This window comes from Bacillus sp. A1 (assembly GCF_042296235.1).
GTDB classification, from domain to species: domain Bacteria; phylum Bacillota; class Bacilli; order Bacillales; family Bacillaceae; genus Bacillus; species Bacillus velezensis.
Window position 1 is genome coordinate 2,253,323 of the sequence record NZ_CP141181.1, and the last position, 15,724, is coordinate 2,269,046.

General features: G+C 47.6%; 16 protein-coding genes. All 16 read right to left on the reverse strand.

Going from position 1 to position 15,724, the window contains the following annotated elements; genetic code table 11:
- On the reverse strand, positions 1–504 hold the full coding sequence (locus tag U2H13_RS11000; RefSeq protein ID WP_003153484.1) for a ubiquinol-cytochrome c reductase iron-sulfur subunit: 504 nt from the start codon (positions 502–504) through the stop codon (positions 1–3).
- 137 nt (positions 505–641) lie between these two features.
- Positions 642–1,088, reverse strand: a complete 447-nt coding sequence (locus U2H13_RS11005; protein WP_003153483.1) for a YpiF family protein — start codon at positions 1,086–1,088, stop codon at positions 642–644.
- Positions 1,089–1,142: 54 nt separating this feature from the next.
- Complete coding sequence (locus U2H13_RS11010; protein ID WP_003153482.1) at positions 1,143–1,682, reverse strand: ReoY family proteolytic degradation factor; 540 nt, start codon at positions 1,680–1,682, stop codon at positions 1,143–1,145.
- A gap of 73 nt (positions 1,683–1,755) precedes the next feature.
- Positions 1,756–3,027 (reverse strand): tetratricopeptide repeat protein, encoded by a 1,272-nt coding sequence (locus U2H13_RS11015; protein WP_014418250.1) that lies wholly within the window; start codon positions 3,025–3,027, stop codon positions 1,756–1,758.
- A 317-nt stretch (positions 3,028–3,344) separates the two neighbouring features.
- Positions 3,345–4,631, reverse strand: coding sequence for a 3-phosphoshikimate 1-carboxyvinyltransferase (gene aroA, locus U2H13_RS11020; protein ID WP_032863584.1), 1,287 nt, complete (start codon positions 4,629–4,631; stop codon positions 3,345–3,347).
- An 11-nt stretch (positions 4,632–4,642) separates the two neighbouring features.
- On the reverse strand, positions 4,643–5,758 hold the full coding sequence (locus tag U2H13_RS11025; protein ID WP_025649795.1) for a prephenate dehydrogenase: 1,116 nt from the start codon (positions 5,756–5,758) through the stop codon (positions 4,643–4,645).
- A gap of 51 nt (positions 5,759–5,809) precedes the next feature.
- A complete protein-coding gene (hisC, locus tag U2H13_RS11030) occupies positions 5,810–6,892 on the reverse strand; it encodes a histidinol-phosphate transaminase (RefSeq protein WP_014418253.1) in 1,083 nt (360 codons plus the stop codon).
- An 11-nt stretch (positions 6,893–6,903) separates the two neighbouring features.
- Positions 6,904–7,701, reverse strand: a complete 798-nt coding sequence (gene trpA / locus U2H13_RS11035; RefSeq protein WP_014418254.1) for a tryptophan synthase subunit alpha — start codon at positions 7,699–7,701, stop codon at positions 6,904–6,906.
- Entirely contained in the window at positions 7,694–8,896 is a 1,203-nt protein-coding gene (gene trpB / locus U2H13_RS11040) for a tryptophan synthase subunit beta (protein ID WP_014418255.1), read from the reverse strand. The genes trpA and trpB overlap by 8 nt, the downstream gene beginning before the upstream one ends.
- Positions 8,877–9,530 (reverse strand): phosphoribosylanthranilate isomerase, encoded by a 654-nt coding sequence (locus U2H13_RS11045; RefSeq protein ID WP_014418256.1) that lies wholly within the window; start codon positions 9,528–9,530, stop codon positions 8,877–8,879. Before U2H13_RS11045 ends, trpB begins: the two co-directional genes overlap by 20 nt.
- Positions 9,531–9,534: 4 nt before the next feature.
- On the reverse strand, positions 9,535–10,287 hold the full coding sequence (gene trpC, locus U2H13_RS11050) for an indole-3-glycerol phosphate synthase TrpC (protein ID WP_014418257.1): 753 nt from the start codon (positions 10,285–10,287) through the stop codon (positions 9,535–9,537).
- Complete coding sequence (gene trpD, locus U2H13_RS11055) at positions 10,280–11,296, reverse strand: anthranilate phosphoribosyltransferase (protein ID WP_014418258.1); 1,017 nt, start codon at positions 11,294–11,296, stop codon at positions 10,280–10,282. The genes trpC and trpD overlap by 8 nt, the downstream gene beginning before the upstream one ends.
- Positions 11,268–12,815: an anthranilate synthase component I gene (trpE, locus tag U2H13_RS11060; protein ID WP_014418259.1), complete on the reverse strand. Its 1,548-nt coding sequence runs from the start codon at positions 12,813–12,815 to the stop codon at positions 11,268–11,270. The genes trpD and trpE overlap by 29 nt, the downstream gene beginning before the upstream one ends.
- Before the next feature lie 223 nt (positions 12,816–13,038).
- Complete coding sequence (gene aroH, locus U2H13_RS11065; RefSeq protein WP_003153463.1) at positions 13,039–13,422, reverse strand: chorismate mutase; 384 nt, start codon at positions 13,420–13,422, stop codon at positions 13,039–13,041.
- Positions 13,419–14,507 (reverse strand): 3-dehydroquinate synthase, encoded by a 1,089-nt coding sequence (aroB, locus tag U2H13_RS11070; protein WP_065180555.1) that lies wholly within the window; start codon positions 14,505–14,507, stop codon positions 13,419–13,421. Before aroB ends, aroH begins: the two co-directional genes overlap by 4 nt.
- On the reverse strand, positions 14,507–15,679 hold the full coding sequence (gene aroC, locus U2H13_RS11075; protein WP_151140296.1) for a chorismate synthase: 1,173 nt from the start codon (positions 15,677–15,679) through the stop codon (positions 14,507–14,509). The genes aroB and aroC overlap by 1 nt, the downstream gene beginning before the upstream one ends.
- Positions 15,680–15,724 lie beyond the last annotated feature (45 nt).

The following is a 15,724-nucleotide window of genomic DNA, read 5'->3' on the forward strand; positions in this document are numbered from 1 at the left end:
TCACCCTTCCCCCCTAGGCTTTGCTTTTCCAAGATACAAAAAGCCGTCCTTTACTTTTTGCTCATAACGGTCAAGAGGCGCGAGCGGCGGCGTGCCCGGAACGTTCGTGCCGTCTTTTTCATACAGCCCGTAATGGCAGGGACAAAAGAACTTGTTCGGATTTTTAGGATCATTGTTCCAGTTTACGGTGCAGCCCAAATGCTTACAGATCGGAGAAAGCGCTATAATTTCATCCCCGTGCTTGTAAACCCAGGCTGACCTGGATTCTTCCGATTCGTACCAGGCGTCGACTTGATGAATTTTAAAGTCAAACCGCTTTGGCTCCTTCGTCAGCTCATCCACACTGACAACCTGCACCATTTTTTGATCTCCCGTCGGTTTTAATACCGGGTCCAGCGCAAAACGGACCATGGGCATAAGCGCACTGGCGGCCATAAATCCCCCCACGCCGGTGAGCGCATAGTTTAAAAATTGTCTTCTTGATATATCTTGTTTTCCGCCCATCTCTTCCCCCCCTAAAGATTGACCAAAAATTAACTAAAATAGAAAATAATTCAGAGATTTGACACCCTCATAATATATGAATCTTTCAGCAAGGTCAACAGAGGCAAAACGGGTGTTTTGCGGGATGTATGGAGTTTTTAAGAATTGTTCCACTTCTGTAACAAAACGTTCAAAATTTCTCCGCACTTGTCATCCGCTATTTTTCTCTTTAAAGAGTCTTTCATATGTTCAAACGGAACGGCAGGTATGTATATGACATCAGACCCTATTTCAGAATCCTTCCATTTTTCGTCTGCCGTCAGGAACAAGGCGTGCCGGAAGTTGGTCATCACCTCTTCTTTAAGTTTTTGAAGCAGGGCGATTTGTGATTGGTCTATATCAACATATGTATAAGAGGGGAATAAATATACCCGTCCCTTCAATTGGCGCTCAAGCTCTTCAGAAAGCAATTGGGTGCTTTCCCCCTGTTCAACGGCCTCTTTTAAGCCTCCTGAAGATGTTATGGAAATTAACGGAATGACAGCGGTATCAATGTAATCCGCAGATTGTAAATAGGCATCGGCATCAGCGGCCCTCCATCTCATGTCTCGTTCCTCCTCTTTACGCAACAAGCCTTGCATACTCTGCAAGGCTGTCATTTATGTGAGCTGATTCAATTGGCGGGAAAGCTTTTCAAATGTTTCTTTGTCGTGGCGGTCCAGCGCCTCGTCGATATCTTTAAGCAGCTTTTCCCGCTGGAAAGTGGAAATGGCATGTTCTAATATTTTTTCAGCCATCCCCTGATCCTGTTTATTTTCAAACAGGTCTTTCGGCAGATGCGGATTTGATTCAAGAACAGCGGCATATTCCGGTGAGCTGTAGGCCGAACGGAAATTCAGCTGGATAAATAAATCCTGCTGTTTATTTAACCGGATGTCGTGAAAAGATTTTTCCGCGTCCGTAGTCATGACATTTTCTTTGTAAAACCTAAACGGCACCTCATCAACGCAATGAGTAGACATGATAATGCCTCGCGGGCAAAATTCGGCTTGTTCTACAAAATGGACTTTTTCCATTAATGAATCATGACTCATTAAATAATTTAAAATCCAGACGCACTCCCGGCGTTTAAGCTGATAATGATTTAAAAACCAACGGATAAAATCCTTTTTTTCATTGACAGAAACAGGGGTCTGCATGTAATTCCCTCCTCTATCGATCGTATAATCTGACATCACTTATACATTCAGCAAGCATGGTCCAAAATCCTGCTTATCTTAAAAATTCATCCTCTATCCGTAAGATTGTTTCTTCAAGCTCTTCGTTTGTTCCATCCATTGAAAGCACTTGTTTTAAAAGCGGCAGCGCTTCTTTCTGGAGGCCCTCTTCCAATAAGAAGTGAGCGTATTCATATAAGAAATCCCGATCATCCTGATAATGGAGATACGCAGCTTCGAAGCTTTTTTTCGCTTCAGCGTATTGCTCAAGGCCTGTATAGGCACCCGCCAAATACCAATTGTATTTCGGATCTTCTTCTCCGTAGCCGCGGACTTCCTGAATCAGATCAATAATCTCTTCAAAGCTTTCTTCTTTATGATAGACGGCTAAAAGCGTATGGAGCGCTTCCACGTAACCCGGATCGAGCGCCAGCGCTTCCTGAAGAAGCTTTTTGCCTTCCTCTTCGTTGCCGAGCTTTAACGCCATTTTCGCCGCATAGAGAAAAAGCTCTTTATTGTATTCATCGTAAGTAATACCTTCTTTAGCGGTTTTTAATGCATCTTCATACATGCCTTCTGCCTCATAGCTTTTTGCAAGCGGCATATAAAGCGATGAATAGGAAGGGTCAAGCCCTTTTAAATCAGACAGCTGCTTGATGGCTGTTTTGACCATTCCCGCCTGATAGGCTGTGAACCCGTATCCGAAAATCGTATTCGGTTCTGTATGTTCTGCCGCCGCTTTTTCATACCATGAAATCGCTTCCTCAAATTCGCCCGCCGCGCTCAATGACTCAGCCAGCCTCTGATGAACATTTACGCCGCCGATTTCGTGCCGTTCTTTTGCCGTCTCTTCATAGTACGGAACGGCTTTTGCGTATGACCCCTGAGTGAAGTATAATTCCCCCAGAGCGAAATCAATAACAGGTTCATCTTGTAACATCGCTTTCGCCTGTAACAGCTTTTGCTCACTTACTTCAAATAAGCCCTGCATCTGATACAGATCAGCCATTAAAAGAAGGCTTTCCGCGTAAGACGGGTCTTCCGGAGAAATCGTCTCCAGCACCTCAAGAGCTTTTTCTTCTTCATCAATATCTATTAACAATTCGGCGTAAAAATTCGTCAGCTCAGACTCATCCGGATAAAGGTCATGCAGATCACTGATCAGCGCTAACGCTTTTTCGGCGTTTCCCCATTCATAGTAGAGCTGGGCTGCAATGGCTTTGTCTTCGTCATGAAGCTGCGTTTCAGCTTTTGAAAGCGCTTTGAGTCCCTTTTCGGTTTCACCTGCTTCAACTAATTTTATGGCTTCTTGAATCAATGTATTCAAATCAGACCGGTCCTTTCTTTTCCTATACCTCATCAACCAATGAAAAGGGTTTTTATTCGGGTTATTCTTATCATAATTCAGACAGGGCCTGCCCGCAAATAAGATGCTTCACCCGGCATTATAGTTTATCAGAAAATGGTTAAGAGGAAAACGGCAAAAAAGGGGACGGCATCTTTATACGCAAACAGCGCAATTTGTTCCGGCTGTTTCTGTAACGAAAACGCATTCCCCCTTTCTTTTATTTTTCTGTTTAAGACAAGCTATGTCAAAGCCCAAGATTTTATGACTCATGAAGAAAAAAGCCCGAAGAATCGTCTTCAGGCTTTTTTGGCTAATTGATCTAAATGCTCAAAAAATGACGGATATGAGACATGGATCGCCTCAGTATCACGGATGTCAATCGGCTCTTCTGTCAGGCATGAAGCGATACCGAGCATCATGCCGATGCGGTGGTCGCCGTGGCTTGACACATCGGCTCCGCCCGCAAGCATTTTTTTGCCGTGTATTTTCATGCCGTCTTCAGTCGGTTCAATGTCTGCGCCGATTTTCCGGAGCTCTGATACGACGGTGTCGATCCGGTTCGTTTCCTTCACCTTCAGCTCCGCAGCGTCTTTAATGACAGTTGTGCCTTCAGCCTGCGTTGCCAAAAGGGCGATAATCGGGATCTCGTCAATTAAACGGGGAATGATTTCTCCGCCGATTTCTGCCGCTTTCAGATCTGAAGACTCAATAACCAGGTCTCCGTAAGGCTCCGCGCTGTCCGCTTCTGAACGAATCACTTCAAGTGAAGCCCCCATTTGCTTTAAGACATCAATCATTCCCGTGCGTGTCGGATTCAGGCCGACATTTTTCAGCACAATCCGGCTTCCGGGAACGACAGCGCCTGCGGCGAGGAAAAAGGCCGCTGAAGAAATATCGCCGGGCACGAAAATATCAGCTCCCCGAAGCTTCTGACCGCCCGTTACGGAAGCGCTCGTCTCCGTTTCCGCAAGCTCGGCGCCAAAAGCGTTCAGCATCCGTTCCGTATGGTCTCTTGATTTATGAGGCTCAGTGACGGTCGTCGTCCCTTCAGCCTGCAATCCGGCAAGCAGCACGGCGGATTTGATCTGCGCGCTTGCAACAGGGGAGACGTAATCAATGCCTTTCAATTGTCCGCCTCTTACGGATAAAGGCGTAAATCCTCCGTCCGCTCTTCCGTCAATCGCGGCTCCCATCTGTTTTAAAGGCTCCGTCACCCTCTTCATCGGGCGCTTTGCAATACTTTCGTCGCCCGCTACCGTACTGTGAAATGGGCGTCCGGCTAAAATGCCGAGCATCAGGCGGATGGTCGTGCCGGAATTTCCGACATCAAGAAGGCTGTCAGGCTCACAAAGTGCGTCAATGCCCTTCCCGTATATCGTTACATCACTTCCGTTTTGTTCAATGGAGACACCCATTTTTCTGAAGCAGGCAATGGTGCTCAGACAATCGGCTCCGGGCAAAAAGTTTTTTACCGTTGTCGTTCCTTCCGCAAGCGCTCCGAACATAACAGAACGGTGGGAGATGGATTTATCCCCCGGAATATGAATTTCACCGTTTAAAGACATCACTTTTTCTCTTTTCAATGTTTTCCACCTCAGTCAGCGTAAAATGTGTCATATTTAGCGCGGGATTGAATGCAGGTTTCCGCCCGCTTCCTGTCATCATCAGTCTGGAAACTGATTCTGAGAATTCCGTTAATATCTTCTCTTGTTTCGATAATGCGGATGTTGGTGATACTGATTTTTTCTTCTGCCAATATCGCCGTAATTTCCGAAATGACCCCCGGATGATCGGGAACATCGACATAAAGGTCATAAAAGGACGGGATCGCTCCTTTTTGACGGAGCGGCAGACCGTCGCGATAATCTTTCGCTTTTTTAAAATATCCGAACAGGCTGTCCGCATCTTCATTTTCTACATAAGATTCGATCGTGTCAATCTCCCGTTTCCATTCTTTGAAGCGGTCAAGCAGTTTATCTTTGTTATGAAGAAGTATGTCCCTCCACATCGCCGGACTGCTTGAGGCGATCCTGGTGATGTCCCGAAAACCGCCGGCTGCGAAACGTTTCAAAAACGGATAATCTTCTTCAGCATGATGAGCCTGATGTACGAGGCTTGCAGCAACGATATGAGGGAAATGGCTGATGACGCTCGTTACGCCGTCATGCTCCTCGGGAGTCATCTCCACAAAGTGGGCGTTTGCCGCTTTCAAGAGTTCCTTCAGATGCGTTACTGACTCTTTAGAAGTTGATTTTCCGGGTGTTAAAATGTAAAACGCATTTTCGAATAAAAATTCTTTCGCGGCAGCGGCCCCGGATTTATGAGATCCCGCCATCGGATGGCCGCCGACAAATTGATAGTGAGCCGGAAGCACTTTGTCGGCGTAGCTGACGACTTTCTGTTTCGTGCTGCCGACATCCGTAATCAGGAGTTCATGGGTGATGTCTGATTCGGCCAGCACATCGAGCATTTTCAGCGTTTGGGCGACAGGCGTGGCGATAATGACAACAGACGCTTGCTGCGCCCCTTCCGTAAATGAGCCGGCCCGCTCGTCAATAATTCCGAGCTTCAGCGCGGCAGTGAGCTGTTCTTCCGAAATATCCACACCGATAATCCGTTTATGCGGATGCTCCTTTTTGATGGCCAATGCGATCGATCCGCCGATCAGCCCGATCCCCGCAAGCAATATAGTATCCTTCATTTCACTCATTTCCTTTTTCAACTATTTTAATAGAGCAAAGAGGTGATGCCTGATCACCTCTTATAATATTGCAGCTAAAATTGTGAGAATTTCCTCATTCTGCTCTTTCGTACCGACCGTAATCCTTAACGCTGTCGGAAATCCGAGCGCCTGTCCTGAGCGGACGATATATCCTTTTTCCAACAGGGCTTGGAACAGTTCATCCGCCGGGCGGTTAAAATCAATGAGCACAAAGTTGGTTTGTGAAGGATAACAAGTTAATCCGTGAGTTTCTGCAAAATCATAATACTGCTTAAGGCCTGCTTTATTTTTCTCGACGCATTCCTGAATAAATGTCTGGTCATCAAGCGCTGCCAGTGCCGAAGCCTGACCGATTCTGCTCGTATTGAACGGCTCTCTCGCCGGTTCAATCTGGCGGATCAGCGCTTCGTCCGCAATGCCGTATCCGACGCGCAGCGCGGCAAGTCCGTACGCTTTAGAGAAGGTGCGGAGGATCATGACATTCGCATATTGCTTTAAAAGCGGAATGCTTTCTGGGTAATCTTCCGCCGTAACATACTCGTAGTACGCTTCATCAAGTACAACGAGTATATGCTCGGGAACTCTGTTTAAAAAGGCGATTAGCTCTTGCTCAGAAGTATATGTCCCCGTCGGATTATTGGGGTTGCATACCCATATGACTTTCGTCTTGCCGTCAATTGCTTCCAGCATCCGGTCCAAATCATGAGCGCCGTCGCTGCGGAGCGGCACCTCGCGCACCTCAGCGCCTTCAATCACCGCATTGTGTCTGTATTGCGGGAAAGTCGGGGCGGCGGTAATCGTGTTTGCCTGATCATTTAATAAAGAACGGCAGATAATCTGCACAAGCTCATCAGAGCCGTTGCCGAAAATAATAGAAGATTCACTGACCTGCAGATGCTCACTGAGCCGCGTTCTCAAAGCGGCACTGTAACCGTCGGGATACAGCGCAAGCTGCTCAATCTCCTGATGCAGCGCATCTTTAGCGGCCTGTGAACAGCCGAACGGATTTTCGTTAGAAGCGAGTTTTACTACTTTCTCAAGCCCGTATTCCATTTTCACTTCTTCTATTGGTTTGCCCGGCTGATACGGTTTCAGCTGCCGCAGCTGTTCTTTAATCTGCAAATCCAGTCACCTCATTTTACACTGTACAGTCGTCCGAACGTCTTTGCGTATTCTTCAAATTCAAGAAGCGCATCAGCTCTTGTTCCGGGATTCACAAGCTTTGTTTTAAGCTCTTCAACTTTTTTGACAAGCGCGCTGCCGACAACGACACCGTCAGATATTTCATTCATCCCGTCAACCTGTTTGCGGTTTGAAATGCCAAAACCGACCGCCACCGGAACAGAGCTGAATTCTTTCACCTTACGAATGAAAGAGTATACAGACGGATCGAATTCGCTGCGTACGCCCGTCACTCCTAAAGAGGATACACAATACACAAAGCCGCTGGCCTGTTCAGTAATTATTTTCAAACGGTCTTCACTTGTCGGCGCAACCAGTGAGATATAAGCGATGTTCTCCTTTTTGCATGTCATTTGCAAAAGGGCGCTTTCCTCTAATGGAAGGTCGGGTACAAGCAGACCGTCTATGTCGTTTTCCCGCAGTAAAGCGAAAAAGTATTCTTTTTCTAATTGTAACACAGGATTATAATACGTAAAGAGGATAATTGGAATATGAACGCCGTTTTTTTTCATTTTGCCGCCAAGTTCAATTGCTTTTACGATATTCATTCCGTTTTCCAGAGCCCGTTTTGAAGCCCGTTGTATGACGGGTCCGTCCGCGAGCGGATCTGTGTAAGGAACGCCGATCTCAAGGGCAGAAGCGCCTGCATTCTGCAATGATATTGCCAGCTCAACAGAAATGTCAGGAAGCGGATCGCCAGCTGTAATAAAAGGGATAAATAATTTTTCAGAATCTCGCAGATTAAACATGTGTCTCCACCCCGTTTTCCAAAACATTCATCAGCGTATGAACATCTTTATCTCCTCTTCCCGACAAACTGACGAGAATGATTTTATCTTTATCCATGTCTTTTGCCATTTCAAACGCTTTTGCCAGGGCGTGGGCAGATTCAATAGCCGGAAGAATACCTTCTGTTTCAGAAAGCAGACGTAACGCGGCAATCGCTTCATCGTCTGTCACGCTTTCGTACGTTACACGGCCGCTTTTATGCAGATAGGCGTGCTCAGGGCCGATCCCCGGGTAATCAAGGCCTGCTGAAATGGAGTACGGTTCGATAATCTGCCCGTATTCATCTTGTATTAAATAGGTCATTGAACCGTGAATCACCCCGAGCGTCCCTTTTGCGATCGTTGCCGCATGCAGCGGCGTATCAATTCCTTTTCCGGCCGCCTCGGCGCCGATCAGCTCAGTATCTTCGTCTAAAAAGGCCTGAAAAATGCCCATCGCATTGCTTCCGCCGCCGACACATGCAACAACCTTATCCGGGAGCGTTCCTTCAACCCGGCGGAGCTGTTCTTTCGCTTCCTCGCCGATGATTTTCTGAAATTCGCGAACGATATACGGATACGGGTGCGGCCCCACTACAGAACCGATAAGGTAGAAATGATCTTCACAATGCTGGACCCAATACCTGATTGCCTCATTCGTCGCATCTTTCAGCGTGCCGTTGCCGCTTGTGACCGGCACCACTTCCGCGCCGAGCAGTTTCATCCGGAATACGTTCAGCGACTGGCGCGCAACGTCTTCTTCACCCATAAAAACCGTACACTTAAAGCCGAATTTTGCGGCGGCTGTCGCGGCAGCCACACCGTGCTGTCCCGCACCGGTTTCGGCGATGATTTTCGTTTTGCCCATCTTTTTGGCAAGCAGAATCTGGCCTAGCGCGTTGTTAATTTTATGAGAGCCGGTATGGTTTAAATCTTCTCTTTTCAGATAGATTTTCGCCCCTCCCAAATACTCCGACACCCTGTCTGCGAACGTTAATGCGGTCGGTCTTCCGGAGTAATCAAACAATAGTTTTTTATATTCGGCATGAAAAACGGGATCATTCTTTAATTCTGTGAAAGCCGTTTCGATTTCCTCAAGGGGCCGCATCAATGTTTCAGGAACAAATTTGCCGCCGAATTCGCCGTATCTTCCGATTTCATTTGGATATGGATACATAGTGGTTCATCCTTTCTTCTAAAAGCCGGATCAGTGTTTGATCCTTGTGTCCGTTTTTTTCAATTCCGCTGGCAAGATCTATACCGCACGGACGCGATCTCAGTAAGCCGGTAATCGTTTCAGGATTAACGCCGCCCGCGATAAAACAGCGCTTGCTCGCATTTTGAGCCTGCTTTCGGTACAAGGGGACACGGACCCATGAAAACGCGATTCCCGTGCCGCCTCTCATTCCTTTCACTGAAGAATCAATGACATAACCGTCGACAGCAGGTGCGAATTGAGCCATCTGACGGAGCGTCCCTTCCCCGTGATGGAGCGCTTTCCATATCTCCGAGCGCACTAGCGGGCGGAGGCGGAGGGCATCCTCAGGCGATTCATCACCGTGAAGCTGGATGACGTCAAGTGCCAGATCAGAGGCGATTTGCGCGATGTTTTCTATCGTTTCATTTACAAATACTCCGACATGTTTCTTGTCTGTCCGGACCTGCTCTTTCCATTTCCGGATCTCATCCGGCGTTACTCTCCGTTTGCTTGCGGCAAAAATAAATCCCAGATAATCCGCTTCTGAAGCTGCCGCAAGTTCATAATCACGCTTCGATCGTATTCCGCAGTACTTTAACTCAGGCTTTTTCATATCGTCACTCCCCGAACAGTCCGCGGATCGCCTTTTGCTGCGAATCCTCTCTCATTAAGGATTCTCCGACCAATACAGCCTGCGCCCCGTGCTTGTTGACAAATTGCAGGTCAGCCAAAGAACCGATGCCGCTTTCGCTGACCAGCAGGCAGCCGTCCGGTACAAGCTGCGCTATTTTTTCCGTTTGCGAAACAGAAGTACGGAACGTTTTTAAGTCCCGGTTGTTTATGCCGAGAATGTCCGGCTGAAACACTTGTAAAATCCGTTCAAGCACAGTTTCATCATGGATTTCAACGAGAACGTCCATGCCCTTCTCGCGGGCCTCTAGATAAAGCTCATGAAGCTCTGAAGGTTCCAGCGCTTCCCCGATCAGCAAAATGGCATCGGCGCCGATCCTGAACGATTCCTCCACCTGAAGGGAATCAATAATAAAATCTTTTCTCAGCACGGGAAGAGACACGGTTTGTTTAACATCTGTCAGAAATTGATTTCTCCCCTGAAAAAAACGGGTATCCGTGAGAACTGAAAGGGCGTCGGCTTTAGCCGCTTCATAATCCGCCGCAATCGTTTCCGGAACAAAATGCTCTTTAATCAATCCTTTAGACGGCGAAGCTTTTTTCACTTCGGCAATCAGCCCGATAAAACGGTTCGGGTTCAGGAGCGCTTTTTTAAAGGATCTCCGTTCAATTTGACAGGTTTCCGGCAGCACGATGGATTTTATTTCTTCTTTTTTCTGCTGAATGATTTGATCAAGCATACATTTCTTCCTCTTTCTGTTTCAGACGTTCGAGCTGCCTTTTAGCATCTCCGTTTTGAATCGCTTCTAAGGCGGTTTTCGTTCCTTCTTCCAGATCGTTTGCAAGACCTGCCGTATAAATGGCCGCGCCCGCATTTAAGGCGGTAATATGCAGAGCGGATGACGGAGCTTTATTTGCAAAAATATTCTGAATGAGGAGCGCGCTTTCTTCCGATGAACTCACTTGAATATCCTTTAGTGAACCTTCTGTAAAACCGAATTGTTCAGGTGAAACGGAATATTCCAGACGTTCACCGTTTTTCAGTTCAATGATATCGGTCGGTGCTGAGATGGACAATTCATCTAATCCGTCACGGGCAGAGACAAGCATGACGTGTCTGACATCAAATTGTTCCAAAGCGCTTGCCATCAGGCGCGCTTTATCAAATGAATAGACGCCGATCACCTGCCGCTTCACCTGCAGCGGGTTGCTGAGCGGGCCCAGCAGATTAAATACGGTTCGGAAGCCAAGCTCTTTTCTTGCGGCGGCGACGTGCTTCATTGACGAATGAAACAGCGGCGCAAACAAAAACCCCATTTGTTTCATTTCAATGCTGCGTTTGACGCTGTCTGGAGTGGCTTGAATGGAAACCCCCAGCTTTTCCAGCACATCCGCGCTGCCGCTTTTAGACGAAACGGAGCGATTTCCGTGCTTGGCAACTTTAGCTCCGGCGGCAGAAGCTGTAATTGCCGCTGCCGTGGATATGTTAAACGTAGAAATCCCGTCTCCGCCTGTTCCGCACGTATCAACGACATCCGCCAAGCCACCTGATGTCTGTGCCCGCGCCCGCATCACTTTTACAAATCCGGCAAGCTCCTCCGCCGTTTCACCTCGGTGGGCTAACACCGATAAAATCCCGCCGATCTCAGACTGCGACATGTCCCCGTTCATCATCATTTCCATCAGCTTTTCAGCTTCTCCGGTTTTCAGCGTACGGCCATTAACGCACGATTGCAGAAATTTGTTCATCCGTCTTCTCCTCCCCGCCAGAAAAGATGTCTTCTGCGATTTGAATCGTTTTTAAAAGCGCCCCCGCTTTGTTACAGCTTTCTTCATATTCGGCTTCCGGGACGGAATCGGCGACTATTCCCGCGCCCGCCTGCACCGATGCCGTACCGTTTTTGACACTCATGGTGCGGATGGTAATACACGAATCAATTGACCCGTCAAATCCGATATAAGCGATACATCCGCCGTAGGTTTCTCTGGAAGTCGGTTCTAATTCATTTAAAAGCTGCATCGCGCGGATTTTCGGAGCGCCCGTGAGTGTTCCTGCCGGGAATGCTGACATCAGCGCGTCAACGGGATGGACGCCCTGTTTTAAACGGCCGGTTACAACAGAGATGATGTGCATCACATGTGAAAAAGAAACGACCTTTGTGAATTCCGGAACGGCTACGGAACCGTACTCCGCAACTCTGCCGATGTCATTGCGCGCCAGATCGACGAGCATGTAATGTTCAGCTTTTTCTTTTTCGTCATTCATCAGCTCTTTTTTCAGGCGTTCGTCCTCTTCTTTTCCGGCGCCCCTTCTTCTCGTTCCGGCAATCGGATGAATTTCCAGGTGCCTGTCATGCACGCGGATCAGACGTTCAGGCGAACTCCCGACAATGTCTCTGTCAGGCAGTTTGATATAGTACATATAGGGTGAAGGATTGATGATGCGGAGCACCCTGTACAGCTCAAATGAATGTCTGGATACCGGAATGTCAAACTTTTGCGAAAGCACCCCTTGAAAAATGTCTCCCGCTTTTATATATTCTTTCAGTTTATTAACACCGGCCATAAACTCTTCTTTCGTATAATTGGATGTCACATCGGCAAAACTTGGCGTGTCAAACGTTTCTTTAGAAAAAAACGGCTCTTTCATATCTTTCGATTCTGTCAAAATACCGATAAGCTTACGAAGCTCCGCGCAATTTTCTTTAAAAACGGCCCGCTTTTCTTCCTCCGTCTCCCGACCGTTAAGCTCCGCATATTGAATGAAATGCACTTGTTTCGTTTCGTGGTCGTACGCGATGATTTTCCGGCAGACAAACAGCATGCATTTTTCGAAATCTGTTTCTTTCGCGTGGCTTGGCACGGAAGGCTCAATCAAAGGAATCATGTCATAGCTCAGATAACCGACAGCCCCTCCCGAAAATGGGATATCAAGCTCGGGTGTTTTAATGCGGAAGCTCTCATTCATCCAGTCAAGCACGGCTTTTAATTCTCCCGCTTCAAACAGCGTATGCCCATTTGGATCAGCGGCAGTGAATGTGTTATGACTCTCTTTAATGGTGATAAAAGGATCGAGGCCGATAAAAGAGTATCTCGACCAGCTTGACGACTCATCCTTGCTTTCTAAAAGATACGTAATGTTTCTGTCCAGTTTTTCAACCATCTGAATGGGTGTGATCGTGTCGACCGTAAAAGTCTCTGCGATTGGAATGGTGCGGTGTGTCAGACTGTCCTTTAAAAATAAAGAAACATCCGATTGTAAATTCATGATTCTCCTCCTTACGGTAAGGAGAATGAGATGAAGAGTGAGAGGAGTCTTGCGTATAAGAAATAAACCCAAAAGAAAGGCTTCTTTTGGGCAGAATAAAAACGTGTTTATCTCAGCTCAGCTAAACTCATTCTCTGCTACCCTATTCTAAACTCAACTGTTCAATATCTTACTTACCAGCTCTATACACACTCTTGTGTATTTCTAAGCTTTGTTTATCGTATTACATGTCAGTATTTTTTGTCAATGATAAATCCGGCCTTAACACAACGGCTTTTTCTAAATAGACATGCTTGATTTCATCCTGAGGCGTATCCGTCTGAACCGTCATCAGGACACGGATACACTTTTGCAGAGCGCCGGTGACATCCATTTCCTGCATGCACGTCACCGGGACGTACTGCCACCCGGAAAGGCGGCGGACCGCTTTTGCCGGAAATACGGAATGGATATCAGGCGTGGCGGATAACAGGATCTGCACAACGTCTTCCGGCTTGCATCCATTTTGTTCAATGATTTTTTCAAGCAGCTGCTGTGTTTTTTCTAAAATTTCTTGTTCAGTGTCTTGTTCCACCGTTGTTGCTCCGCGAATGCCGCGTATCATCATGCTGTTTCCTCCATTCGCCATTTGTTCAGCAAATTTTCAAGCTCATCTTTTGAAAGCATGCAGTCCTGCGCTTCGCCTAATTCCTTTAACACGATGAACTGTGTCATGCCTCCGCGCGTTTTTTTATCATTCATCATCCGGGCGGAGAGAACCGGCGTTTCAATATCTTGTCTGATGCTTCCCGGGTAGCCGAGCCCAATCAGCCATTGCGTGAGTTCTTTTCTGTTCATCTTGCATCCCGCAACCTGTTCACTCACGTAAAGGGCAAACTGCATGCCGAGGGCGACCGCATCTCCATGTGTAATCCGGCCGTAGCCGTATTCCGCCTCAACGGCATGGCCGAGCGTATGGCCGAAATTCAGAAAAGCTCTTATCCCCTCTTCCTTTTCGTCCTCACGCACGACGGCCGATTTGATTGAAATTCCTTTATAAATCATTTCATTCAGCTCAGCGCTTGTCAGTCCTTGCAACGTGTCAAACGTGAGAAGTTTTTCTAAAAAAGCATGATCGGCGATAAACGCGTGTTTGATCACTTCAGCCATGCCCGATCTCAGCTCTTGTTCCGGCAGGGTTTTCAGAAGCTCCGTATCGTAAATCACCGCTTTCGGCTGATAAAACGCGCCGATTAAGTTCTTTCCGAGTTTATGGTTGACGGCCACCTTGCCGCCGACCGCGCTGTCATGGGCAAGCAGTGTCGTCGGCATTTGAATGAAATCAATTCCGCGCATAAAAGTTGCTGCGCAAAAGCCGGCCAAATCACCCGTCACGCCGCCTCCGAAGGCGATCATACATGAGGAGCGGTCCATATGGAAAGCGATCGCTTCCGTTTGAATCCGTTCATACTCTTTCAGAGACTTCGCTTCTTCTCCGCTTGGAACGATCACTTTTTTCACGGGCCATGTTTCGTTTAAAAGCCGGAACATCTCATCACCGTATAGCCGGTCAACTTCCGCATCGATGACGAGAAGGATCTTTGTCAGCGGCCTGTTCAGTGAAGACAAAAGGGCAGCGGCCTGTTTCCTTATGCCTTCACCGATATACACGGGATATGCGGAGGAAGCTGTCCGAACCTCAAGCTCTTTCATCAGAATTCCCTCGATAGTTTTTTCATGTTTTCAACATTTTCTTTAATGCGGTCGATCTGGTCAAGCCCGAATTGTTCTACGACGGCATTTGCGATTTCCCAGGCCACTACTGCTTCAGCCACTACACTTGCTGCCGGAACCGCGCAGCTGTCTGAACGTTCAATGCTCGCTGTAAACGGTTCTTTCGTTTCAATGTCGACGCTTTTCAGCGGCTTGTACAAAGTAGGGATCGGTTTCATAACGCCGCGGACGACAATCGGCATTCCCGTCGTCATACCGCCTTCTAATCCTCCGAGCCTGTTTGTGGCGCGTGTATAGCCTTTCTCTTCATCCCATACGATTTCATCATGAACTTCACTGCCGTTTTTACCGGCCGCTTCAAAACCGATGCCGAACTCTACGCCTTTAAACGCGTTAATCGACAGAACGGCAGCAGCGAGCTTGCTGTCCAGCTTACGGTCATAGTGGACATAGCTTCCGACACCGACCGGCATACCTTCGACGATCACTTCAACGATTCCGCCGATCGAGTCGCCGTTTGCCTTCGCTTCATCAATGGCTGCCATCATTTGACGGCCAGCTTCTTCATCGTAGCATCTGACCGGTGATTCTTCCGTTACCCGTTTGAGATCCTCAATGGATGTGTAATCGGTTTTCTCTGCTTTTACGCTGCCGATTTGCAGGACATGCCCGGCGACTTTAATGCCAAGCTCCGCTAAAATCTTTTTAGCGACGGCTCCGGCAGCCACGCGAACCGTTGTCTCACGCGCGGAAGATCGTTCTAACACATTTCTCATATCGCGGTGATTATACTTAATAGCACCGTTCAAATCTGCGTGTCCCGGTCTCGGTCTTGAAATCTGGCGTTTCATTTCACTTTCTTCTTCTTCTGTAATCGGTGCGGCGCCCATGATTTTTGTCCAGTGGGTCCAATCTTTATTTTCTACAACGAGCGCGATGGGTGAACCGAGTGTCCGGGCATGCCGCACGCCGCTTGTGATCTTCGCTCTGTCCGTTTCAATCTGCATGCGGCGTCCGCGGCCGTGCCCTTTTTGACGTCTGGCAAGCTCAAAATTAATGTCTTCTTCAGTTATATAAAGCCCCGCAGGCACACCTTCTATAATTGTCGTCAGCTGCGGACCGTGTGATTCTCCGGCTGTTAAGTATCTCATTTCTTTTTTCTCCCTTCATCGCATTAACGCTTTTAAGTAAAACTA